The organism is Pseudomonas syringae KCTC 12500, assembly GCF_000507185.2.
GTDB lineage: Bacteria > Pseudomonadota > Gammaproteobacteria > Pseudomonadales > Pseudomonadaceae > Aquipseudomonas > Aquipseudomonas syringae.
The window spans coordinates 3144252-3165958 of the sequence record NZ_AYTM02000002.1 but is presented as its reverse complement, the minus strand read 5'-3'; the positions used below and the strand labels follow the sequence as shown (position 1 = coordinate 3165958).

The window sequence follows — 21707 nt, the reverse complement described above, 5'->3', positions numbered from 1 at the left end:
CGTATGAAGTCGATGATGTCAGTCACGCCCGGCGCGACTGACATCATCGCTTTGGCGATCAGGCGGTCTGAAGCGATGCGTCGCGCCGGGCCTGCGCACGTCGCGTCAGCACCGAGAGGCCCACGGTCAGCACGCCGCACAGGCTGATGACCAACGCCATCGGTGTAGCCGTGCCGTCGTGCAGCAAGCCCACCAGACTGGCGGCGACGGCGGCGACGCTGAACTGCAGACAACCCAGCAACGCCGAGGCACTGCCCGCGCGTGCCCACTGGCCATTCATGGCGCAGGCCGACGCATTGGGGATGATGCAGCCCAGGCTTGCCACACAGATGAACAGCGGCACCAGCAGCGGCCAAAGCGCCTCGGTGCGCAGCAAGCTGATCGCCAGCAACACCAGCCCCGCAGCGAGATAGACCCAGACCATGCGCGACAGCAAAAACGCCGGACCGGTCTTGCGCAGAATACGCGCGTTGATCTGCGCCGCCAGAATGAAGCCCGCCGCATTCATCCCGAACAACCAGCCGTAGTGCTCGGCCGGCACGCCATACAATTTGATGAACACGAACGGCGAGCCTGCGACGTAGGCGAACATCCCGGCCATGGCGATGCCACCGGTCAGCGCATGACCGATGAACACACTGTCCTTGAACAGATTGAGGTACTGCCCCAGCGCGCCGCTCAATGGCTGGCGCGGTGTGGTGGCCGGCATGCTTTCCGGCAACCCCAGTGCAACCGCCACCAGGCAGGCGCCGCTGAACAGGGAGAGGCTGACGAAGATCGATTGCCAGCCAAAAGTGCTGACCAGCACACCGCCCAGCATAGGAGCCAGAATCGGTGCCAGCCCCATGACCAGCATCAGTTGCGAGAAGACCTTGGCCGACTCGACGGCATTGCACTTGTCGCTGACGATGGCGCGTGACAAGACCATCCCGGCACAGCCACCCAGCGCCTGTACGAAGCGCGCGGCAATCAGCCATTCAAGACTCGGCGCAAAGGCACAGGCGACCGAGGCGAGCATGAACAGGGTCACACCGACCAGCAGCGGAATGCGCCGACCGAATCGGTCAGCCACAGGACCATAAGCCAATTGCCCCAGGGAAAGCCCCAAAAAATAGGCGGCCAGGGTCAGTTGTACGTGTTTTTCATCGGTCCCGAAATACGAGGCCATGGCTGGAAAGCCAGGAAGATAGAAGTCGATGGCCAGAGGGCCGAAGGCGCTCAATGAGCCAAGGATAAGGATCGTTCGTAGATTCATCGGGTGTCCATTCACAGATGCAGAGCAACGGGCTAGTTTACCCGGCTTACCTTGCAGAGAACGACGAACGGGGGAATTAATTCAAAAATTTTCAATGTTTACAGACCGGGAGACCGCGTCGATCCCCCGGCTCTGGGTCATGCCGGCTGCGCCTGATAGCCCTCTTCGCTGATCAAACTGACAATACGCTCGGGCGACAGGCTGCTTTGCACCTTGACCTGCTTGCTGGCCAGTTCGACCTGAACTTCGGCGCTCGGATCTTCATGTTTGATTGCCTCGGTCACCGCACGAACACAATGCCCGCAGGTCATGCCTTGAACGTTGAATAACTGCATGATGTCACCCCTTCAGTAATGAACAGCGAGCATCTTCAACCTTGTCATGATGGCAAGGTCAAGTTTCTGCCATTGCTGCCGGGCTGGTATTCGGCGTAATCGTGAGCCAAGCTGGGTTATCGACACCTCTATCGTCAGCCACATTTACATCAGGAGTATCAGCGATGCGCTGGTCAGCAGTCAGCCTCTTCAGCATTCTCGGTTTCCTGGCTATCACACCTGCCACTCAGGCGGCTCAGGACTACGGCATCCTGATCATTTCCCGAGAGCGCCTGGAAGTCGCGACTTCCTGCGAGATCGGCATCTACGTGCAGGACCGTCTGGCCGGCAGGCTGTTTCAGGAAGACTCGGTGTCCTTCAACCTGCCTGCCGGTGAAGTCTCGGTGCGGCTGAGCACCCTGCGCGGCAACGTCGTGGGCTGTGAGCCCGGCATGGAAGCGCCGCGCAGCACCAAGATCCAGCTGCGTGCGGGGGACATCCTCAAGTACCGCATCGCAGCCGACCTGAACGGGATGTACCTCAAGAAAGCCGACCTGAACTATTGATTCGCGCTTGACCTTGCCCGTATGGCAAGGTTGATCCTTGCAGGTAGCCAGCCTCAGGGAGTGATTCACATGCCAGACACCACCACCTTCGACCTGCCGATCAGCGGCATGACCTGCGCCAGTTGCGCAGGTCGGGTCGAGCGTGCCTTGGCCAAAGTACCGGGAGTCAACAGCGTGACGGTCAACCTGGCCAATGAACGCGCCCATGTAGGCACCGCGGCGCACACCGATCCGCAAACCCTGATCGACGCCGTCAGCCGTGCCGGTTATGGCGCCACCCTGAGCCAGGATCGTCACGCAGAAGCCGACCAGAAAGCCCGTCACCTGCACTACGAACGATGGGCCTTGCTGCTGGCCATCCTGCTGGCGCTGCCGTTGATCCTGCCGATGTTGCTGTCACCGCTGGGCGTGCACTGGATGCTGCCTGCATGGTTGCAATTTGCGCTGGCGACGCCGGTGCAGTTCATACTTGGCGCACGCTTTTACGTGGCCGCCTGGAAAGCCGTGCGCGCAGGTGCCGGCAATATGGACCTGCTGGTTGCCATCGGTACCAGCGCCGGCTACGGCCTGAGCGTCTATCAATGGCTGCACGCTGCGCCCGGAACGACGCCGCACTTGTACTTCGAAGCATCGGCGGTGGTGATCGCGCTGGTGCTGTTGGGCAAATACCTGGAAAGCCGCGCCAAGCGCCAGACCGCCAGTGCCATCCGCGCCCTTGAAGCACTGCGCCCGGAGCGCGCCCTGCGGGTGGTCGACGGCCTTGAACAGGACGTGGCGATCAGCGCGCTGCAGCTCGATGATCGGGTGCTGGTCAAACCCGGCGAACGTTTTCCGGTGGACGGCGAAGTGGTTGAAGGCCGCAGCCATGCCGACGAAGCGCTGATCACCGGTGAAAGCCTGCCGGTGGTCAAGCAACCGGGCGACAAGGTCACCGGTGGGGCAATTAATGGCGAAGGCCAGTTGCTGATCAGGACCACGGCGCTGGGCGCGGAAACGGTGCTGGCGCGCATCATTCGTCTGGTCGAAGACGCACAGGCAGGCAAGGCTCCAATCCAGAAACTGGTGGATAAAGTCAGCCAGGTGTTCGTGCCCACCGTGTTGGTGATTGCCTTATTCACACTGGCCGGCTGGCTGCTGGTCGGTGCTTCGCTTGAAGTCGCGCTGATCAATGCCGTCGCCGTACTGGTGATCGCCTGCCCTTGCTCTCTGGGCCTTGCGACTCCGACAGCGATCATGGCCGGGACCGGCGTGGCAGCGCGTTACGGCATTCTGATCAAGGACGCCGAGGCACTGGAACGGGCTCACGAGGTCGATGCAGTGGTGTTCGACAAGACCGGCACGCTGACTTCGGGCACGCCGCGTATCACCAACATGAGCGCGGTGCTGGGCAATGAAGAACACCTCCTGCAACTGGCGGGCGCGCTGCAACGCGGCAGTGAACACCCCTTGGCCAGAGCGGTGCTGGATGTCTGTCATGAATGGCAACTCACGCCTGATGCCGCGCAAAACAGCCGCGTCCTGAGCGGCCGGGGCATCGCTGGCACCGTTGAGGGCCTTGAGCTGGCGTTGGGCAATCGACGTTTGCTGGAGGAAAGCGGCCTGCCAATGGGCGATCTGGCCGAGTCCGCGCGCATCTGGGAAGCCGAGGGGCGCACGCTGTCCTGGCTCATCGAGCAGGCTCCGGAGCCAAAGGTGATCGGTATGTTTGCCTTTGGTGACACGCTCAAGCCCGGAACCGATCAGGCGATCAAAGCGCTGAATGCGCGGGGCATCAGCAGCCATCTGTTGACCGGCGATAACCGTGGCAGTGCTCAGGTGGTTGCCAGGGCACTGGGGATAAACGACGTGCATGCCGAAGTACTGCCTGCCGACAAGGCGGCCACTGTCACTCAACTGAAAAGCCACCATGTGGTGGCGATGGTCGGTGACGGCATCAACGATGCCCCGGCGCTGGCGGCAGCGGATGTCGGTATCGCGATGGGCGGCGGGACCGATGTCGCCATGCATGCAGCGGGTATCACCCTGATGCGCGGCGACCCGCGACTGGTTCCGGCGGCGCTGGACATCAGCCGAAGGACCTACGCGAAAATCCGCCAGAACCTGTTCTGGGCGTTCGTCTACAACTTGATCGGCATTCCGCTCGCGGCGCTGGGCTATCTCAATCCGGTATTGGCGGGCGCGGCCATGGCGCTGTCGAGTGTCAGCGTGGTGAGCAACGCGCTGCTGCTGAAAACCTGGAAACCCCGCGACCTGGAGGACGCACCATGAATATCGGTCAGGCGGCGAAAACCAGCGGCTTGAGCGCGAAAATGATCCGCTATTACGAGTCCATCGGCCTGTTGCAGGCAGCGCATCGCAGCGACAGCGGCTATCGCCTGTACAGCGCGGACGATCTGCACACGCTGGCGTTCATCAAGCGCTCAAGGGATCTGGGGTTTTCTCTGGAAGAGGTCGGCAAACTGCTGACCCTCTGGCAGGACCGCCAGCGGGCCAGCGCCGACGTCAAGGCATTGGCCCGTCAGCATATCGCCGAGCTGAACCGCAAAATCGACGAACTGGCGAGCCTGCGCGACACGCTTCAGGAACTGGTGGAACACTGCCAAGGCGACGACCGCCCCGACTGCCCGATCCTCAAGGACCTGGCATCAGGCGGGTGTTGCTAGCCACTTCCACAAGGGTCTTACTGCATTCAATCGGCGGAGCGCCTGCACGCGCTCCGTGGGAGAGAGCTTGCTCGCGAAAGGACCCGTAAATGCTCCGAAAACAGTGCGTCTGATCCATCGCATTCGCGAGCAAGCTCGCTCCCACAAGGGGCTTACTGCATGCAATCGGCGGAGCGCCTGCCACACGCACTCCCTGTGGGAGCGAGCTTGCTCGCGAAAGGGCCCGTACAGGCTCAGAAAACAGTGCGTCTGATCCATCGCCTTCGCGAGCAAGCTCGCTCCCACAGTGGTCTTACTGCATTCAATCGGCGGAGCGCCTGCCACACGCACTCCCTGTGGGAGCGAGCTTGCTCGCGAAAGGGCCCGTACAGGCTCCGAAAACAGTGCGCCTGATCCATCGCATTCGCGAGCAAGTTGGCTCCCACAAGGGTCTTACTGCATTCAATCGGCGGAGCGCCTGCCACACGCACTCCCTGTGGGAGCGAGCTTGCTCGCGAAAGGGCCCGTAAATGCTCAGAAAACAGCGCGCCTGATCCATCGCCTTCGCGAGCAAGCTCGCTCCCACAAGGGGCTTACTGCATTCAATCGACAGAGCGCCTGCCACACGCACTCCCTGTGGGAGCGAGCTTGCTCGCGAAAGGGCCCGTACAGGCTCCGAAAACAGCGCGCCTGATCCATCGCCTTCGCGAGCGAGCTCGCTCCCACAGTGGTCTTACTTACTGCATCACTCGACGGAGCGCCTGCCACACGCACTCCCTGCGGGAGCGAGCTTGCTCGCGAAAGGGCCGGTACAGGCTCCGAAAACAGCGCGTCTGATCAATCGCCTTCGCGAGCAAGCTCGCTCCCACAGTGGTATTACTTACTGCATCACTCGACGGAGCGCCTGCCACACGCACTCCCTGCGGGAGCGCGCTTACTCGCGAAAGGGCGTTACTGCATCCACGGCGGTGGTGGTTCTTCGGTGGATTTGCTCGGTGGCGCGTCGTCTGCCGCGCGAGCTGCCTGGCGGCGGGCTTCGTCGAGGCGGGCGGCTTCGATTTCGCGCAGTACGCCGCCCACATCGGCTTCGTCCTCCGGCTCATCGAATTCGCCGGTCAGCACCGTGGCAGGCGACAAGGTGCCTGCCTCGTAGTACGACCACATTTCCTTGGCGTACCTGGTTTTTCTGAGCTCCGGCGCGAAGCGGCCGAAGTACAGCGCCATGTTGCCGACGTCGCGCTCCAGCATGCTGAACGCGTGGTTGTTGCCCGCGGCATCGACCGCTTGCGGCAAGTCGATGATGACCGGACCGGACGGCGCCAGCAGCACGTTGAACTCGGACAGGTCACCGTGCACCAGACCGGCACACAGCATCAGCACGATCTGCTCGATCAGGAACGCGTGGTACTCGCGCGCCTGATCCGGCTCCAGCACAACGTCGTTCAGACGCGGCGCTGCATCGCCATACTCGTCAGCCACCAGCTCCATGAGCAGCACGCCTTCCAGGAAGTCGTACGGCTTGGGCACCCGGACACCTGCGCCAGCCAGACGAAACAGCGCAGCCACTTCGGCATTCTGCCAAGCGTCTTCGGTTTCCTTGCGCCCGAACTTCGAGCCCTTGGCCATGGCGCGGGCCTGACGGCTGTTGCGTACCTTGCGACCTTCCTGATACTCGGCCGCCTGACGGAAACTGCGTTTGTTAGCCTCCTTGTAAACCTTGGCACACCGCAGCTCATTGCCGCAACGCACCACATAAACAGCTGCCTCTTTACCACTCATGAGCGGGCGCAGCACCTCGTCGACCAGACCGTCTTCGATCAGGGGTTCAATGCGTTTAGGAGTTTTCATCAGCTTTTATTGTGGGTCCTTTGTTGCCAGATACGCGATTGTTGCCGTTATACGGCAATCCTCCGCCAGCGAGTAGGGGTAACCCCCTGTGGATTGAAAGGTTTTTTAAGAAAAAACCACGCAATCCCCCGGTTTAAAGCACCTTTCGTGCCGTACAGCCGGTGAAAGATATTCCGGGACAAAACATGTAAAAACAGAAAAAACAGCGTTGGATGCACTCGTTAGTGCACAAGGCATCCAGGCCTTACTTGAACAAGTCACCGGGGGTATGGCCGAACAAACCCTTGAACGCGGCGATGAACGCTGACGTCGAGTCATAACCGCAGGCCAGCGCGGTATGCGTCACACTGGCGCCCTCTTCCAGTGCAGACAGCGAAGACAGCAGCCGTGCCCGCTGCCGCCAGCCGCGAAAGCTCAATCCGGTTTCGCGCTGAAACATCCGCATCAGGGTTTTCTCGGAGGTCCCCAGACGGGCAGCCCAGTCATGCAGGGTGATCAACCGCCCCGGCTCCTCGATCAACTCGTTGCACAGCCCCAACAAACGCGGATGACGTGGCAACGGCAGTGAGAAGCCGACTTCGGGCAATTGCGCCAGTTGATCCAGCAGGACCTGCACCAGTCGTGCCTCATGACTGTCCTGCTCAGGATAATCCACGGGCAACAGGCAGAAGCTCTTGATCAGCTCGCGGGCCAGCGGCGTGACTTCCAGTACCCGGCAGCGCTGCGGTGCCCACCCCGAATCAGCCGTGCGAATGTACAGGCTGCGCATTTCGGCGCGCATGGAGGTCACCACCTCATGCTCAAGCCCGGCAGGCACCCAGACGCCCCACTGCGGCGGCGCAAAGAAACTGCCCTCGGCGGTATGCACCCCCAGAACCCCGCTGATCGCATAGGAAAACTGCACCCAATCATGGCGATGGGGCGGCGTCCACGAACCGGCGCTGAGGCTTTCGGCACGGGCATACAGCGGGCGCGGCAGGCCGGACAAGGCCGGTATCTGCCGTTCGCCCGCGGGCTGCCGCTGATTGATCTGTCCGTTACTCGGCATCTTATGGCCTTATGTCGCAAGACGGCTATGGAGCAACAGAGTAGCCTGCACGCATCTCTGTTTACAAAAATTCTCCGGACCCCGCATGCAATCACTCAAACACTTCAAACGCGTCGCCACCGACTGGTTCCTCTGGGGCATGGTCCTGGCGACGGTGCTGGCCTACTTCTTTCCGCGTTTCGGCGCTACCGGCGGCAACATGCACGCTGAATACGTCATCAAGGTCGGCGTGTTCGTGGTGTTCTTTCTGCATGGCGTGAACCTGTCCAGCGAGCAGATCAAGAAAGGCCTGACCAACTGGCGTCTGCACGTGATGATCCAGGTCTTCACGTTCGTGGTGTTCCCGCTGATCTGGCTGGCGTGCAACAAGCTGCTGGGCTCACAGGTGCCGGCGCTGCTGATGCTGGGCTTCCTTTACCTGTGCGCCCTGCCCTCGACCATTTCCTCCTCGGTGGCGCTGACCGGCAGCGCAGGCGGCAATGTCCCGGCAGCGATTCTCAACGCCAGCATGTCCAGCGTCATCGGGATTTTTATCACCCCGTGGCTGGTCAGCCTGGTGGTCGGCACCGGCGCTGGCGGGATCGATCTGGGCGATACGCTGCTCGACCTGTGCGCCATGCTCCTGCTGCCACTGGTGCTTGGCCAGTTAATGCGGCCGTTGCTGGGCAAGTTCTTCGCCCGTCACAAGAAATACACCAACCTGATCGACAAGCTGGTGATTCTGCTGCTGGTGTATGCGGCGTTCTGCAACTCGATGATCTCCGGCATGTGGCAAAGCCAGGGCAACAGCGTGATCCTGACGGCGTTCATCGGCACCGCGCTGCTGCTGGCGGTGATCCTGTTGATGACGACCCGCACGGCGCGGGTGCTCAAGTTCGATCATGCCGACAAGGTCGCGGCGGTGTTCTGCGCCACCAAGAAGTCCCTCGCTGCGGGCGCGCCGATGGCCGCACTGATTTTCGGCAGCAATCCGGGGCTTGGCCTGATTCTGTTGCCGATCATGATCTACCACCCGATGCAGTTGATCGTGTGCTCGATCATCGCCGAGAGCTACGCCAGTCGCCATCGCCAGCAGCTTTCGGCCGCCGCGCTGGAAGAAGCTCAAGCCGCGTGAATACGGCTTACATCAACGCGTCATCATCCAGCGTGACGCGCGCGTAGAAGACGATCGCCACCGTTGGGATCAGTGCGGAATAACCCGGCCGCAGCGCAGTGCCGAAGTGCGTCAGCAAGCGTTGCACCGGGGCCTGGCGAATTGCACCCAGCAAGCCCTTGACCGCGCCGGGCGCCTCGTCGGGCTGGGCGGTCTTGAAAAATGCCGCCACGGTCAGGCGCTCGGCCAGGGCATCGACATGCGCGGCATAGATATCCCAGCTCATCGCGCGGACACTGGCACGCGGCATCTGCACCAGCGGGTGCGCGCTGTTGAACGCATGGCGAAAGAACGTTCTGAGCAGCAGCTCCTCCACTTCAACCACCGTCGCGCACTGGTGCAGCGCTTCTCCCAGGCCGTATTGCCTCGCCAGCATGCCCAGCACTCGCGTGTAGGGCACGCCGCGACGCCGGGCGGCATTGATCAGAAAGTGCCCGGCGACCAGCTGGAATTCGCGCACGAAGGCGTAGGTGCGGTCCGCTTCAGTGGCCTTGAGGCGCGTCCAGCGGCTGCTGCGCAAATGCTTGATGGCCGCCTCCAGCACGTAGTCCGGCGAACGGGCCAGAACGCTGTGCAGCCAGACGTCCTGCAGGACCGGGTCGCGGGTCATTGTCGGTAGCACCGTAATGCCAGTTTCCAGCCCTTCACAGCCACTGAAGCGGGTGGCGATCAATACTTCCTGCAAGCGCTGCCAGTAATGGTGATGGCGATAACCCTGCATGCGCACATTCTCAAAGTGCTCGACCGGCGTGCGCCCCAGGCTCCTCTCGCCCAGATTCAGCAAGAGCACATGATCTTCTGTGGAATACGCATTGATCAGCCGTCCGCTGATTCTCTGCTTGAGCAGTTCGGCCTCGGCGGCATCGATACGTACGGCAGCGGCCATCAGCAATACATCGCCCACCACCAGCCCGTGTTCAGGTGGCTGCTGCAGCTCCTTGAGCGCGCTGACCAGCAGCCGGCCGCCCAGTGAATGGCCGATCAGGTTGACTTGCTTGACGTCGGGATGATGCTCGAACAGGTAGCGATCCAGCTGCGCCAACAGCACCTTGCCCATGTCGCGGGCACGGTTGCGGATACGCGCAAAGTGAACGACCCGGTCCCCCGCCAGCGCCGCCGCGCCCGCGAGCGGGTGCACACGGGCAGCAGCCATCAGCAAGCCACGGGAACGGTTGTCCATCTGGGTGAAATGGCTGGATGGCCAGAACGCCAGAATGTTCACACTCTGGCGCAAAGCGCCGGGGATGCTGTTGGCCAACAGGCGTCGGTCATCCAGATCATGCCCTGACGAATAGCCGTGAATGAAGACGTTGGCGACCTCTCCCGAGGTCTTGGGCAGGGTCAGAAACTTGAAATGATTTTCCACGTTGTCCTGTCACACATCGGCGGATTGCACGCTCAATTGCTGGCGATGAAGCGCTTGGCGATCAGTACGATCAGTCGCAGGCAGAACATGATACCGGTCACCGCGATGACCCATTTGGCCACCAGCAGGAAATAAACCTCTATTTCATCGGAGACCAACCCCACCAGCAAGCCCATCCCGCCGATCAGCAGACCGATCAGCATCAGCCCGATATACGGCCTGAGCCAACGAGTCTGCGCGCCTTTGTCGAACAGATAGAGCACGGTGCCGATCAGAATCAGAAGTACCGATACCCCAATGATGAACCCCATGCCTTACCTCGACGTTACAGGCCAATAATGCTGATCGATCATCCCGCGCACGGGTGTGACGCGGAGCGTCACGACATGCATTCCCACGCTGAGGAACGATAGTCGTCAGGTAGACCGCGATCGTGCCCATGCTCTGCGTAAGTCAGTTGTGGATTATGCCCATGACCCCAGCCATTTGCCTAACGCTCCAGAATCGCCGTCACGCCCTGGCCGCCTGCGGCACAGATCGAAATCAATCCGCGTCCGCTGCCTGCCGCGTCCAGCAGCTTGGCCAGGTTGGCGACGATGCGGCCTCCGGTCGCAGCGAACGGGTGGCCGGCAGCCAGTGAGCTGCCCTTGACGTTCAGTTTGCTACGATCAATCGACCCCAGCGGCGCGTCCAGGCTCAGACGGGTCTTGCAGTAGTCGGCGTCTTCCCAGGCCTTGAGGGTGCACAGCACCTGCGCGGCGAAGGCTTCGTGGATTTCGTAGTAATCGAAGTCCTGAAGGGTCAGGCCATTGCGGGCCAGCAGACGCGGAACGGCGTAGACCGGCGCCATCAGCAGCCCTTCTGCACCGTTGACGAAATCCACCGCTGCGGCCTGGCCATCGCGCCAGTAGGCCAGCACCGGCAGGCCCCGCTCGCGAGCCCATTCCTCGCTGGCCAGCAACACCACCGACGCGCCATCGGTCAGCGGTGTCGAATTGCCCGCCGACAAGGTGCCCTTGGCGCTGCGCTCGAACGCGGGCTTGAGGCTGGCCAGCTTTTCAAGCGTCAGGTCCGGACGCAGGTTGTTGTCACGGATCAGCCCAAGATAAGGCGTCATCAAATCATCCTGCCAGCCCTCGGCGTAGGCTGCCGCCATTTTCAGATGGCTCTCGAGCGCCAGCTGATCCTGCGGCCCGCGCTCTATGCCCCAGGTCTGCGCCATCAGCTCGCAATGCTGGCCCATCGACAAGCGCGTGCGTGGCTCGCCGTTACGCGGCAGCTCCGGCTTGAGGTGGTGTGGCCGCAACTGCATCAGGGCCTTGAGTTTGTCACCGGGCGTCTTGCTGCGGTTTACCTGCAGCAGGATCTTGCGCAGCCCCTCGTTGACGCCGATCGGCGCATCGGACGTGGTGTCCACGCCGCCGGCAATGCCGCACTCGATCTGCCCCAGAGCGATCTTGTTGGCCACCAGCAAAGCCGCTTCAAGCCCCGTACCGCACGCTTGCTGAATGTCGTAAGCCGGGGTCTGTGCCGAAAGCCGCGAGCCGAGCACGCATTCGCGGGTCAGGTTGAAGTCTCTGGAGTGTTTGAGCACCGCGCCCGTCACCACCTCGCCCATGCGCAGCCCGTGCAGATTGAAGCGCTCGATCAGCCCTTCCAGAGCAGCCGTGAGCATGTCCTGATTACTGGCCGTGGCATAAGGGCCATTGGAGCGCGCGAACGGAATGCGGTTACCGCCGACGATGGCGACCCGACGAGGATGCGTCATGGAAAACTCCCTTTCTTCAAGCGAATGAATGAGCCGTGTCGATCGCAAGAACAAACGTCATGCCACCGTGGTCCATTCCTTTGAACCCCGACTTCAGGAGAGTGTTCCATGCCGTCAGATCGCTATATTGATTTCGCCAACTCCGACATGGGTCGGCGCCTGGTGAAGGCCGTCGGTCTGCCCGCCCCCACTCACCTGGAGCGCTGGCAGGCCGGACGTCTTCGGCCCGTCGAAGGAACATTGCTGATCAGCGCAGGACCGCTGGGGGATCAAGTCCGCCAGTTCGCCAGCCGCCTGACCGACTCGCTGTACAGTTTCGGCAGCGACATGCCCGGCGCCACGACGTGGGTGTCCAACCAAGGACCGCGCCTCAAAGCAGTGGTTTTCGACGCCAGCCAGATCCTGCGCACCGATCAGCTCAGGCAGTTGCGGGATTTCTTTCAGCCGCTGCTACGCAACCTCGATCACTGCGCGCATGTGGTCATCCTCGGCAAATCCCCCGAGACACTCGATGATCCGCTGGCGGCCAGCACTCAACAGGCCATCGAAGGCTTCAGCCGCTCACTGGCCAAGGAAGTGCGCAATGGCGCAACGGTCAAGTTGCTGCAGGTGGATGACGACGCGCAGGATCAACTGGAGGGTGCCCTGCGCTTCTTCCTCACGCCCAAGGCAGCGTTCATCTCTGGCCAGTTCGTCCACCTGAGTGCCTGCCCGAGCAAGGTGCAGGACTGGACCCGCCCGCTGGCCGGGCGCAAGGCCGTGGTGACGGGCGCGGCACGCGGCATTGGTGCGTCGATCGCCGAAACGCTGACCCGTGATGGCGCGCAGGTCATTCTGCTGGATGTACCGCAGACCAAAAACGAGCTGGAAGCACTGGCCTCGCGGCTTGGCGGTCAGGCTCTGGCACTGGATATCTGTGCTGCAGATGCCCCTGCACAATTGCTCGAACACCTGCCGGACGGCGTCGACATATTGGTGCACAACGCCGGCATCACGCGCGACAAGACACTGGTCAACATGCCGGAAGATTTCTGGGACTCGGTACTGGCGGTCAACCTCAATGCGCCGCAAGTGCTGACTCAGGTGCTGCTCGACGCGGGAGCCTTGAAGGACAACGCCCGGATCGTGCTCATGGCCTCGATCAGCGGCATCGCCGGTAATCGCGGGCAAACCAACTACACCACCAGCAAGGCCGGTCTGATCGGTTTTGCACGGGCCATGGCCCCCGGGCTCAAGTCACGCGGCATCAGCATCAACGCCGTCGCGCCGGGCTTCATCGAAACCAAAATGACCGCGCACATGCCGTTCACCCTGCGTGAAGCCGGGCGGCGCATGAGTTCGCTGGGTCAGGGCGGTTCGCCCCAGGACGTTGCCGAAGCAGTGGCGTGGTTCAGCCAGCCGGGCAGCGGCGCGGTGAGCGGTCAGGTTCTACGTGTATGTGGTCAAAACGTGATCGGGGCTTAAGCACCCGCATCGAATTCAAGGAGATGGATGATGACGGCTCACTGGCGCTACCTCAATTCCCTGCAGCCCCTGTCTAACCTGTTCATCCAGGCAGCGCTCAGGCGCAAGGTCACCGGGATGCAGCTACCCGATCTGGGCTTGCGCAGCTGGATCGCGGTCGATACCGACAAGCTTGAAGCGTACCGCAAGGTCTGCGGATTCGAAGAGAGCAGCCTGCTGCCTCCGACCTATCCGCACGTGCTGGCGTTTCCGTTGCAAATGCAATTGATGACCTCCGAGGAGTTTCCGTTTCCGCTGCTGGGGTTGATTCACCTCGCCAATCGCACCCGTACGCATCGTCCACTGGGCGGGGTGAGCCAGTTGTACATCAGTGTTCAGGCCACTGATCTGCGCCCGCACGCCAAGGGTGCAACGTTCACGCTGGTCACTCAGGCCGAAGACGGCATGGGGCTGTTGTGGGAAGAAGAAAGCACCCTGCTGTGCACCGCCGTGCATCTGGAAGACAGCCCAGTGAGCTATCCCGAAGCCGCGCCGCTACCACTCAGCGAGCTGCAAGGCTGGCGGGCGACGGCGCAGATAGGCCGCGAGTACGCCAAGGTGTCGGGCGACTACAACCCGATTCACCTCAGCGCCCCCAGCGCCAAGCTGTTCGGTTTCCCTCGCGCCATCGCCCACGGCATGTGGCTCAAGGCCCGTACGCTCGCGGCGCTGGGCGAGCATTTGCCGGCCTCGAATGTCGAGATCAGCGTGCAGTTCCAGAAGCCTGTACGCCTGCCTGCAGACGTGACGCTGTCGGCCAGTGCCGCTGGCTCGCAAGGCCAGTTCCGTGTCGAAGGCCAGGAGGGCATCGTGCATATGGTCGGCAGCTGGCAGCCTCTCAGCGAGTGACGTACAGGCTGATGAACACCTCTGACGGGAGCCCTGCTCCCATCGACGGCTGAACAAACCTCAACGCCCACTTGCCTGGCGACCCGTTCCCCCTGAAGCTATGCGTCTTCAGGAGAGCACGATGAACCTCGACGAGTTGACCCAACGCCTGCACCGCATCCGCGACCAGAACGACTGGAAGCCATTTCACAGCCCGAAAAACCTGGCCATGGCTGCCAGTGTGGAGATGGCCGAGCTGGTGGAAATATTCCAGTGGCTGCGCGAAGACCAGTCCCGCGAGCTGCCTGCCGACCAATTGGAGCACGCCGGCCAGGAAGTCGGCGACATCGTCCTCTACCTGTTGCTGCTGTGCAGCGAACTGGGCCTGGACATGGACACAGTGGTGCGTAACAAGCTGGCTGACAGCGAGCGGAGATTTGCCAAGTGAGTGATCGGCATTTCGACCAGCTGGCGACCCGCTTTGCGGAAAAGATCTATGGCGGTGCCAAGGGAGCCATTCGTCTGGCGGTGCTGCAGGCCGACCTGACCGAGACCCTGCCGGCGCGACCGCTTCATGTACTGGATATCGGCGCCGGGCTGGGCCACATGTCACTTTGGCTGGCCGAACAGGGTCATCAGGTGACCCTGGCCGAACCCGCCGAGCCGATGCTCGAAGGCGCACGTCAGCGCTTCGCCGATGCCGGACAGACGGCAACCTTCATTCAGGCTCCGTGGCAGGCACTGCCCGATTTACTGAGCGACACTTATGATCTGGTGCTGTGCCACGCGGTGCTGGAGTGGCTGGCCGAGCCGCACAGCATCCTCCCGGTGCTGCGCCAGTTGACCAAGGACGATGGCTGGTTGTCGCTGGCGTTTTACAACCGCGATGCCTTGATCTATCGCAACCTGCTGAAGGGCCACTTCCGCAAGATGCGCAAAAATGACATGGCCGGGGAAAAACAGAGCCTGACGCCTCAGCAACCGCTCGACCCTCGGGAGCTAGCGACGCAACTTGAAGGACTGTGGCAAGTCGAAACCCGTAGCGGGGTGCGGGTATTTCACGATTACATGCCGGTTGAATTCCAGGCTCGGGCCGAGCTGACGGATCTGCTGGAAATGGAACTGGCGCACCGGCGTCATCCAGCCTTTGCCGGGCTGGGTCGATACCTTCACTGGATGTGCCGTCCGGTCTGACATCACTGCGGAGCCCAACATGAAACACCGTTCTGCCTTGTTTGCCGTGCTGCTTGGAACCGCTCTGCTCGGGATCAGCGCCTGCCAGAGCGACAACCCGTATGTTGCCAGCTCTCTGCCCATGCCTCCCGCTCCTGCGCAGGCGGCAAAGACGCTGGACATGAGCGCCTATCCTGCGCCGCCGCGTGACTATGGACGCTATCGATCCTGGGGCTGGCTCAACGGCCAGCTGCCGCCCGGAACGGCGTGGGTGGATTCGGCGCAGGTGGTCGAAGCCGTGAGCAACGGCCTGGACCAGCGTGGCTTGCGACCGGCTCGCGGCAATCAGCCGGCAGACCTGTACGTCACGACCACGACCCGGCAGGAAACCCGACTGCGTCAAGTGCGTGAAGATTACGATCCCTACTATGGGGGCGGCATGGGCTATGGGCGCTACGATGGATACCGGCCCGGTTATGGCGGCTACGCCAGTGTGCCGGTGGTGCGCACCTATCAGGAAAAGGTCATGGTGGTGCAGATCAACCTGATCGACGCGCGCAGCGGCCAGCCGGTATGGAGCGCCAGCGCCGATGCGCGCGCCAGCAATAATCTGGCCGACCGCAGCAGTGCGTTGCGTCAGGCCGTGCAACAGGCTCTGGCGGCCTACCCGCCTTCGTAACCCTTTCGGAGAACTGCCATGTTTCGCCGTATCGTTCTGCTGACCTGTGCCTTGTTGCTGACGGCCTGTCAGAGCAACTCGATCAATCGCGACTTCGATGCCCAGCGGGATTTCGGCGGCTATCGCAGCTGGAGCTGGAAAGAGCCCGCCGTTCAGTATCAGCCCGACAATGATCCAAGGCTCAAGAGCGACCTGACCGAGCAACGCCTTCGCCAGTCGATCGGCGAGCAGCTGGACCAGCGCGGTCTGCGCATGGCAACAGGCGGTGCCAGGCCGGATTTGAAAGTGCAGGCCTGGCTGATTGTCGAAAACCGTCAGCAGACGGTCAGCACCAACTATGGCGGCGGCTGGAGCCCCTGGGGTGGTTATGGCTACTGGAACGGGCCGATAAACACCGAAACCCGCAGCGTCGATTACAAGGTCGGCACCGTGCAGATCGATATGTTCGACGGCAAGGACGGCAAACTGGTCTGGCGCGGCAGCACCGAGCGCATCCTCAACGACAACGCCGGCAGCCCGTCCGAACGCGATCAGGCCATGCGCACCACAGTGGCGAAAATCCTGGAGCAGTATCCACCGCGCTAAGCCCGCCTGACGTGTTGCGCAATGAAAAGGTCGAGCGAGGCTCAGGCCTGCAGATCGCCCTGCATTTCATCTAGCAATTCCTGAATCGCGTCGAGGCGCTCTTCGGGATCGTCGATTTCCAGCAGCTCCACTTTGTCTTTTTCGGTGAACGGCAGCAGATAGGCAAGCTGGTTGGACAACGCGTATTGCCCACCGGCAGACACGCCCATGTTCAAGGAAGCCACCATAGGGTGCTCGGCCAGCGCTTCGAGCAGGGCCACGAGGTCGGCGTCTTCCTCCTGCAGCGGGCGCTCCACGGGCTCTTCCAGCCACTCGACCTCGGCCACCAGCAGTTGATCGCGCTGAACCTCAGCAGCGACAACCCGGAAGCGACGTCCGCCGACGACACGAATGCCCAGCAAGCCGTTTTCCTGCTGCTGAAAATCCGTGACCAGCGCTTCGCAGCCGATCATCGAGTAGCCGCCCGGCACTGAGCCGACTTCACTTCCCTCGGTGATACACACCACACCGAACCCTTCCCCCTGCTTCATGCAGCGGCCGATCATGTCCAGGTAGCGGGCTTCAAACAGTTGCAGATCAAGCACGCACCCCGGAAACAGCACAGCATTCAGCGGAAACAATGGCAGCGTCATAGAAAAGCCTCCTTTTAAATGGCCAGCGACATTGCCAGCGGCAGGAACAATGCCGTTGCAACGCCCATCAGACTCATTGCCAACGCAGCAAAAGCCCCCGATTCTTCCCCCTCCTGCAATGCCACGGATGTGCCTACCGCATGCGCGGTAAGCCCCAGCGCCATGCCTCGGGCAGCAGGATTATCCACCCCGATCAGTGACAACAGACCAGGGCCGAAAATTGCACCGAATACGCCAGTAATCAACACAAAAACCGCCGCCAGTGCGGCAACCCCGCCGATCTGCTCGGCGACCAGCATGGCGATGGGCGATGTCACTGACTTCGGTGCCATGGTCATCAGAATCATGTGGTCGGCACCGAACAGCACCCCGAACCCCACGCACAAGCCGGTGGCAAACACCCCGCCGACTACCAGCGTAGTCAAGACCGGCCAGAACAACTGGCGGATGCGCCGCATATTCAAGTAGAGCGGGACCGCCAGCGCGACGGTTGCAGGCCCCAGCAGCGTGACCAGAATCTCGGTGCTTTTGCGGTACTCGGTGTATTCCAGGTCGCAAAACAGCACGACCCCGATCACCACCACCATCGAGACCAGCACAGGCTGCAGAAACAGCCAGCGGGTTCTTTCGTAGGCCGCCATCGCCAGTTGATAGGCGCCCAGGGTTATCGCGATGCCGAAAAGCGGGTGGTGAATCACCGACAACCATGCACCGTGCCAGTCAAGATTCATGGCAACTCCCGGCGCTGAGCTTGACGCCTGATCAGTGTCTGCATCAGCCAGCCGACAAAGACCATGGAAATCATCAGCGACAGGGTCAGCGTGCCAAAGATAGCCCAGAAGTCCTCGGCGATGGCCGACGCGTACACCATCACCCCGACCGCAGGCGGCACCAGCAGCAACGGCAGATAGCGCAGCAGACTGCTGGCCGCCATGCTGATCGGCTCGCTGACTTCACCGCGCCACATCAGATAGGCCATCAACAGCACAAGGCCGATGATCGGCCCCGGCAAAATCGACAGAAACAGGTGGTTGAGTGCGGTCCCCAGCAATTGGAACAGCACCAGCCATGTCAAACCCCTTAACAGCATGAAGACTCCAGCAGATAAACGAACCCGGCGAACGATCGGCGTCATTATAAACACGCTGCGCCAGAGGTCATGAGTGGGTATTCGCATTGCCGCAGTTGCTTGACCGGCCAGCCGCCCTCTGCTGATCTGATCATTCGCCTGCAGGCATGAGCCGATGCGGGCAGGCAGCTCAATAGCCCCTCATCAGACAAGGAGAGCAGCATGCCTTTTGTACCCGTCGCAGAACTCAAGCAACACATCGGCAAGGACGCAGGCTATTCAGACTGGCTGACCATCGACCAGCAGCGTATCAACCTGTTCGCCGACGCCACAGGGGACTTCCAATTCATCCATGTCGACCCTGTCAAAGCGGCGCAGACGCCGTTCGGCGCGACCATTGCACACGGCTTTCTGTCGTTGTCGCTGATCCCCCAACTCATGGAGGGCATCATGGTACTGCCCGAAGGCTTGAAGATGGCGGTCAATTACGGGATAGACAGAGTGCGCTTCGTTCAACCGGTGACGGTCAACTCACGGGTGCGCCTCAAGGTCCAGCTGACCGACGTGAGCGAGAAAAAACCCGGACAGTGGTTGCTCAAGGCAACGGCCACGCTGGAGATAGAAGGTCAGGAAAAACCCGCATTTGTGGCCGAACCTTTAACGTTGTGTTTCGTGTAAAGCGTTTAAAACATGAAACAGTCGTAACAGACTGTTTCATCCCGTTGACTCGCTGCGGCATACTCCCCTGCGGTCGTGACCCATAACATCTGCTCAAGCGGAGCCGGGCTCGCCCCTGAATCATTCTTCCGGGATCTCACATGCGCGCGCTCGCTCCATTGGCTTTGACACTCTTGATCGCAGGCTGCGGTGATGGCGAATCAATTTTGCCACCCGACGGTCGCCTGCCCGACGGCGGACGCTATCGGGGCGATCTGGTCAACGGCGTCCTGCAGGGCCAGGGGCGCATCGATTACCCCAACGGCAGTTGGTACGCAGGTCAGTTCGAAAACGGCCTGCGGCAAGGCCAGGGCGAATGGCACTCCAGCAACGGCGACGTCTACAAGGGCGGTTTCGAGCAAGGTCTGTTCAATGGCCAAGGCCGACTGACCACCCGCGCTGGCGCGAGCTATGTCGGCAGCTTCAAGCTTGGCATGCGTGACGGCGAAGGCACCCAGAAAGACAAGGGTGTGCTTTACCGTGGCCAGTTCAAGGCCGGCGTGTACGACGGCCCCGGTCGCCTGGAACTGGAAGACGGCAGCCAGCATCAGGGCATGTTCGCCAATGGCAAGGCCAATGGTGAGGGTTCGCGCAGTGATGCCAGCGGCAACCAATACAGCGGCAATTTCATCGACGGTCAATTGCAGGGCACCGGCAGCTTTACCAGCACCGACGGCGATCAGTACGTCGGCAATTTCCGCAACAGCCAGCTGGACGGCAAGGGTCGCTACGAAAACAGCGACGGCGACGTCTGGAGCGGCGAGTTCAAGGAAGGCGCGCTGACCGGCAAAGGCGAGTTGATCGGCTCTGACGGCAGCCGCTACCAGGGTGATTTCGACAACTGGCGCTTCATGGGTCAGGGCCAGTTGCTACTGGCCGATGGCAGCCGCTACATCGGCCAGTTCGCCGATGACACCTACCATGGCGACGGCGTGCTGATTTCCGCCGATGGCAAGGAGCAGCGCGGCATCTGGGCCAACGGCGAGCGAATCCGTGATGCCAAAGGCAAGTTGCTGCCGGACCCACTTGAAGCCGGGCTGCTGGTCCAGGGTTCGCTGCTGGACAAGGCACTGGCGGCAGTGCCAGCGTCAACACCGGCCACCGAGCTGTACACGCTGGTCGTGGGTGGCGACGGCAAGCAGAGCGTGTTCATGCGCGAGGCGGACTACGTGAGCAATCTGCTCAAGTCGCGTTTTGGTGCCGTCGGACAAGTCAGCCTGGTCAATCATCGCGATCACATGGATGACCGGCCGATGGCGACGCGTGAGACCATCACCCGCGCGGTGCAGACACTCGCCCAGCGCACCGGGCCTGAAGACCTGGTGTTCATTTACCTGACCAGCCATGGCACTCAGGATCATGAACTGGTGCTCGACCAGCCGCGCCTGTCGCTGGCAGACCTGCCCGCCGACGCGTTGGCAGCGGCCCTCGCGCCACTGAAGAACCGTGACAAGGTCGTGGTGATTTCAGCCTGTTATTCCGGCGGATTCATTCCTGACCTGAAAGATGAGCGCACACTGATCATGACCGCCTCACGCGCCGACCGCGTCTCGTTCGGCTGTTCGGAAGAAGCGGACTTCACTTATTTTGGCGATGCACTATTTGCCAGGGCATTGGTCGAAACCGATGACCTGCAACACGCTTTCAACGAAGCGAAGGCCTATGTTGCGCAACGTGAGACCGAAGACAACTTCGAAGCCTCCGAACCGCAGATATGGGCACCCAAAGGAGTCCTGGCGCGCTGGCAGCAGTTGCGCAAGAGCCAGCCGAACGCGCGTTGAGCACGGCGTTGAACCGCACGGAAGCGAAGACTTCGACTAGCCGCTAGGCTTAGCAGTATCAAGGAGAACGATATGTACCTGACGCCGCAACACATCCTGCTCGCAGGAGCCACGGGCCTGACAGGCGAGCATTTGCTGGACAGGCTGCTCAGCGAGCCGACCGTCACCCGCGTGCTGGCACCGACCCGCAAGCCGCTGGCCGAACACTCGCACCTGGAAAACCCGGTCGGCGAGCTGGCGACGCTGCTGCCAACGCTGTCTGGCCGGGTGGACATCGCATTCTGCTGCCTCGGCACCACGATCAAACAAGCGGGTTCGCAGGACGCCTTCAAGGCGGTTGATCTGGACATGGTCACAGCGTTCGCCAGCCGGGCCCGCGAACTCGGTGCTCGCCACTTGCTGGTGATCAGCGCAGTCGGCGCAGACCCGGCGTCCAGCACCTTCTACAACCGTGTCAAAGGCGAAATGGAACTGGCGCTTCGTGCGCAAGGCTGGCCGCAACTGACCATCGCCCGCCCTTCCCTGCTGGTGGGCAGCCGTCCTGAAACCCGCTGGGTCGAGCAACTGGCGGCGCCCATCGCCAAGCTGATCCCCGGCAAATACGGCGCCATCGAAGCCTGCCACCTGGCCCGCGCCCTGTGGCGGCTGGCGCTGGAAGAGCAAAACGGCGAACGGATCGTCGAATCGGATGAGCTGCGCAAGCTGGGCAAGTAGGTGATGATCGCCGGAGCACAGCCAGGATCATCGTCGCCATGCTCCGCGCTCATCTTTAAACACAAG

22 protein-coding genes and 1 pseudogene are annotated in these 21707 nt (G+C 61.7%); 13 read left to right on the top strand and 10 right to left on the bottom strand.

Annotation, left to right across the window (positions count from 1 at the left end; translation table 11 throughout):
- Positions 1-58: 58 nt before the first annotated feature.
- Together V476_RS14345 and V476_RS14340 are read right to left on the bottom strand one after the other, a co-directional pair.
- On the bottom strand, positions 59-1255 hold the full coding sequence (locus V476_RS14345) for a multidrug effflux MFS transporter (protein ID WP_024649767.1): 1197 nt from the start codon (positions 1253-1255) through the stop codon (positions 59-61).
- A 137-nt stretch (positions 1256-1392) separates the two neighbouring features.
- Positions 1393-1590 carry a heavy-metal-associated domain-containing protein gene (locus V476_RS14340; protein WP_003393427.1) on the bottom strand — a complete coding sequence of 66 codons (198 nt, stop codon included), beginning with the start codon at positions 1588-1590 and terminating at the stop codon, positions 1393-1395.
- 164 nt (positions 1591-1754) lie between these two features.
- On the opposite strand from V476_RS14340, the gene V476_RS14335 reads away from it, so the two are divergent.
- The 3 genes from V476_RS14335 to cueR all read left to right on the top strand — a co-directional run bounded on the left by V476_RS14335 (position 1755) and on the right by cueR (position 4798).
- Positions 1755-2135, top strand: coding sequence for a hypothetical protein (locus V476_RS14335; RefSeq protein ID WP_003347985.1), 381 nt, complete (start codon positions 1755-1757; stop codon positions 2133-2135).
- A 69-nt stretch (positions 2136-2204) separates the two neighbouring features.
- On the top strand, positions 2205-4403 hold the full coding sequence (locus tag V476_RS14330; RefSeq protein WP_024961417.1) for a heavy metal translocating P-type ATPase: 2199 nt from the start codon (positions 2205-2207) through the stop codon (positions 4401-4403).
- Positions 4400-4798, top strand: coding sequence for a Cu(I)-responsive transcriptional regulator (cueR, locus tag V476_RS14325; protein ID WP_003393431.1), 399 nt, complete (start codon positions 4400-4402; stop codon positions 4796-4798). Before V476_RS14330 ends, cueR begins: the two co-directional genes overlap by 4 nt.
- A 930-nt stretch (positions 4799-5728) precedes the next feature.
- On the opposite strand, the gene V476_RS14320 is transcribed toward cueR, so the two are convergent.
- Positions 5729-6625 (bottom strand): PA4780 family RIO1-like protein kinase, encoded by an 897-nt coding sequence (locus V476_RS14320; protein ID WP_003393432.1) that lies wholly within the window; start codon positions 6623-6625, stop codon positions 5729-5731.
- A 244-nt stretch (positions 6626-6869) separates the two neighbouring features.
- The gene (locus V476_RS14315; RefSeq protein WP_024661432.1) at positions 6870-7673 is read right to left on the bottom strand and encodes an AraC family transcriptional regulator; all 804 of its coding nucleotides are present in this window, start codon (positions 7671-7673) and stop codon (positions 6870-6872) included.
- Between the two features lie 85 nt (positions 7674-7758).
- Between V476_RS14315 and V476_RS14310 the strand changes: the two genes are divergently transcribed.
- On the top strand, positions 7759-8787 hold the full coding sequence (locus V476_RS14310) for a bile acid:sodium symporter family protein (protein WP_004414924.1): 1029 nt from the start codon (positions 7759-7761) through the stop codon (positions 8785-8787).
- A gap of 7 nt (positions 8788-8794) precedes the next feature.
- Here the strand turns inward: V476_RS14310 and V476_RS14305 are convergent, their stop codons facing one another.
- The 3 genes from V476_RS14305 to V476_RS14295 all read right to left on the bottom strand — a co-directional run bounded on the left by V476_RS14305 (position 8795) and on the right by V476_RS14295 (position 11960).
- Entirely contained in the window at positions 8795-10192 is a 1398-nt protein-coding gene (locus V476_RS14305) for a DUF726 domain-containing protein (protein WP_024960635.1), read from the bottom strand.
- Between the two features lie 32 nt (positions 10193-10224).
- Positions 10225-10503: a hypothetical protein gene (locus V476_RS14300; protein WP_004414921.1), complete on the bottom strand. Its 279-nt coding sequence runs from the start codon at positions 10501-10503 to the stop codon at positions 10225-10227.
- 179 nt (positions 10504-10682) lie between these two features.
- Positions 10683-11960: an acetyl-CoA C-acetyltransferase gene (locus V476_RS14295; protein WP_024960636.1), complete on the bottom strand. Its 1278-nt coding sequence runs from the start codon at positions 11958-11960 to the stop codon at positions 10683-10685.
- Positions 11961-12068: 108 nt separating this feature from the next.
- On the opposite strand from V476_RS14295, the gene V476_RS14290 reads away from it, so the two are divergent.
- The 6 genes from V476_RS14290 (at position 12069) to V476_RS14265 (ending at position 16728) form a co-directional block, all read left to right on the top strand.
- Entirely contained in the window at positions 12069-13424 is a 1356-nt protein-coding gene (locus V476_RS14290) for a 3-oxoacyl-ACP reductase (protein ID WP_024960637.1), read from the top strand.
- Positions 13425-13454: 30 nt separating this feature from the next.
- The gene (locus tag V476_RS14285) at positions 13455-14312 is read left to right on the top strand and encodes a MaoC family dehydratase (protein ID WP_024960638.1); all 858 of its coding nucleotides are present in this window, start codon (positions 13455-13457) and stop codon (positions 14310-14312) included.
- 121 nt (positions 14313-14433) lie between these two features.
- Positions 14434-14739 (top strand): MazG-like family protein, encoded by a 306-nt coding sequence (locus tag V476_RS14280; RefSeq protein ID WP_010407916.1) that lies wholly within the window; start codon positions 14434-14436, stop codon positions 14737-14739.
- The gene (locus tag V476_RS14275; RefSeq protein WP_024665338.1) at positions 14736-15485 is read left to right on the top strand and encodes a methyltransferase domain-containing protein; all 750 of its coding nucleotides are present in this window, start codon (positions 14736-14738) and stop codon (positions 15483-15485) included. Before V476_RS14280 ends, V476_RS14275 begins: the two co-directional genes overlap by 4 nt.
- Positions 15486-15504: 19 nt before the next feature.
- Entirely contained in the window at positions 15505-16143 is a 639-nt protein-coding gene (locus V476_RS14270; protein WP_003393446.1) for a DUF4136 domain-containing protein, read from the top strand.
- Positions 16144-16161: 18 nt separating this feature from the next.
- Positions 16162-16728: a DUF4136 domain-containing protein gene (locus tag V476_RS14265; protein WP_024960639.1), complete on the top strand. Its 567-nt coding sequence runs from the start codon at positions 16162-16164 to the stop codon at positions 16726-16728.
- Positions 16729-16769: 41 nt separating this feature from the next.
- Here V476_RS14265 and V476_RS14260 read toward each other — a convergent pair whose 3' ends face one another.
- From V476_RS14260 to V476_RS14250, 3 genes are read right to left on the bottom strand one after another with little or no spacing between them, the layout of a single operon-like run.
- On the bottom strand, positions 16770-17360 hold the full coding sequence (locus tag V476_RS14260) for an LON peptidase substrate-binding domain-containing protein (protein WP_003318666.1): 591 nt from the start codon (positions 17358-17360) through the stop codon (positions 16770-16772).
- 14 nt (positions 17361-17374) lie between these two features.
- Positions 17375-18091 (bottom strand): LrgB family protein, encoded by a 717-nt coding sequence (locus V476_RS14255; protein ID WP_003422277.1) that lies wholly within the window; start codon positions 18089-18091, stop codon positions 17375-17377.
- Positions 18088-18450: a CidA/LrgA family protein gene (locus V476_RS14250; protein ID WP_003318668.1), complete on the bottom strand. Its 363-nt coding sequence runs from the start codon at positions 18448-18450 to the stop codon at positions 18088-18090. Before V476_RS14250 ends, V476_RS14255 begins: the two co-directional genes overlap by 4 nt.
- 201 nt (positions 18451-18651) lie before the next feature.
- On the opposite strand from V476_RS14250, the gene V476_RS14245 reads away from it, so the two are divergent.
- The 3 genes and pseudogenes from V476_RS14245 (at position 18652) to V476_RS14235 (ending at position 21641) form a co-directional block, all read left to right on the top strand.
- Positions 18652-19107: a MaoC family dehydratase gene (locus tag V476_RS14245; RefSeq protein ID WP_024960640.1), complete on the top strand. Its 456-nt coding sequence runs from the start codon at positions 18652-18654 to the stop codon at positions 19105-19107.
- 140 nt (positions 19108-19247) lie between these two features.
- Positions 19248-20974, top strand: a pseudogene (locus V476_RS14240) (C13 family peptidase).
- A 25-nt stretch (positions 20975-20999) separates the two neighbouring features.
- Positions 21000-21641 (top strand): NAD(P)H-binding protein, encoded by a 642-nt coding sequence (locus V476_RS14235; protein WP_003393453.1) that lies wholly within the window; start codon positions 21000-21002, stop codon positions 21639-21641.
- The last annotated feature ends 66 nt before the right edge of the window (positions 21642-21707 follow it).

What these genes read in the sequence shown, in the direction of transcription:
- V476_RS14255 (WP_003422277.1), bottom strand. Translation starts at nt 18,091, where the DNA reads ATGAATCTTGACTGGCACGGTGCATGGTTGTCGGTGATTCACCACCCG.
- V476_RS14345 (WP_024649767.1), bottom strand. Translation starts at nt 1,255, where the DNA reads ATGAATCTACGAACGATCCTTATCCTTGGCTCATTGAGCGCCTTCGGC.
- V476_RS14320 (WP_003393432.1), bottom strand. Translation starts at nt 6,625, where the DNA reads ATGAAAACTCCTAAACGCATTGAACCCCTGATCGAAGACGGTCTGGTC.
- V476_RS14280 (WP_010407916.1), top strand. Translation starts at nt 14,434, where the DNA reads ATGAACCTCGACGAGTTGACCCAACGCCTGCACCGCATCCGCGACCAG.
- V476_RS14310 (WP_004414924.1), top strand. Translation starts at nt 7,759, where the DNA reads ATGCAATCACTCAAACACTTCAAACGCGTCGCCACCGACTGGTTCCTC.
- V476_RS14260 (WP_003318666.1), bottom strand. Translation starts at nt 17,360, where the DNA reads ATGACGCTGCCATTGTTTCCGCTGAATGCTGTGCTGTTTCCGGGGTGC.
- V476_RS14270 (WP_003393446.1), top strand. Translation starts at nt 15,505, where the DNA reads ATGAAACACCGTTCTGCCTTGTTTGCCGTGCTGCTTGGAACCGCTCTG.
- V476_RS14250 (WP_003318668.1), bottom strand. Translation starts at nt 18,450, where the DNA reads ATGCTGTTAAGGGGTTTGACATGGCTGGTGCTGTTCCAATTGCTGGGG.
- V476_RS14290 (WP_024960637.1), top strand. Translation starts at nt 12,069, where the DNA reads ATGCCGTCAGATCGCTATATTGATTTCGCCAACTCCGACATGGGTCGG.
- V476_RS14340 (WP_003393427.1), bottom strand. Translation starts at nt 1,590, where the DNA reads ATGCAGTTATTCAACGTTCAAGGCATGACCTGCGGGCATTGTGTTCGT.
- V476_RS14295 (WP_024960636.1), bottom strand. Translation starts at nt 11,960, where the DNA reads ATGACGCATCCTCGTCGGGTCGCCATCGTCGGCGGTAACCGCATTCCG.
- V476_RS14265 (WP_024960639.1), top strand. Translation starts at nt 16,162, where the DNA reads ATGTTTCGCCGTATCGTTCTGCTGACCTGTGCCTTGTTGCTGACGGCC.
- V476_RS14235 (WP_003393453.1), top strand. Translation starts at nt 21,000, where the DNA reads ATGTACCTGACGCCGCAACACATCCTGCTCGCAGGAGCCACGGGCCTG.
- V476_RS14315 (WP_024661432.1), bottom strand. Translation starts at nt 7,673, where the DNA reads ATGCCGAGTAACGGACAGATCAATCAGCGGCAGCCCGCGGGCGAACGG.
- V476_RS14245 (WP_024960640.1), top strand. Translation starts at nt 18,652, where the DNA reads ATGCCTTTTGTACCCGTCGCAGAACTCAAGCAACACATCGGCAAGGAC.
- V476_RS14330 (WP_024961417.1), top strand. Translation starts at nt 2,205, where the DNA reads ATGCCAGACACCACCACCTTCGACCTGCCGATCAGCGGCATGACCTGC.
- V476_RS14300 (WP_004414921.1), bottom strand. Translation starts at nt 10,503, where the DNA reads ATGGGGTTCATCATTGGGGTATCGGTACTTCTGATTCTGATCGGCACC.
- V476_RS14335 (WP_003347985.1), top strand. Translation starts at nt 1,755, where the DNA reads ATGCGCTGGTCAGCAGTCAGCCTCTTCAGCATTCTCGGTTTCCTGGCT.
- V476_RS14285 (WP_024960638.1), top strand. Translation starts at nt 13,455, where the DNA reads ATGACGGCTCACTGGCGCTACCTCAATTCCCTGCAGCCCCTGTCTAAC.
- cueR (WP_003393431.1), top strand. Translation starts at nt 4,400, where the DNA reads ATGAATATCGGTCAGGCGGCGAAAACCAGCGGCTTGAGCGCGAAAATG.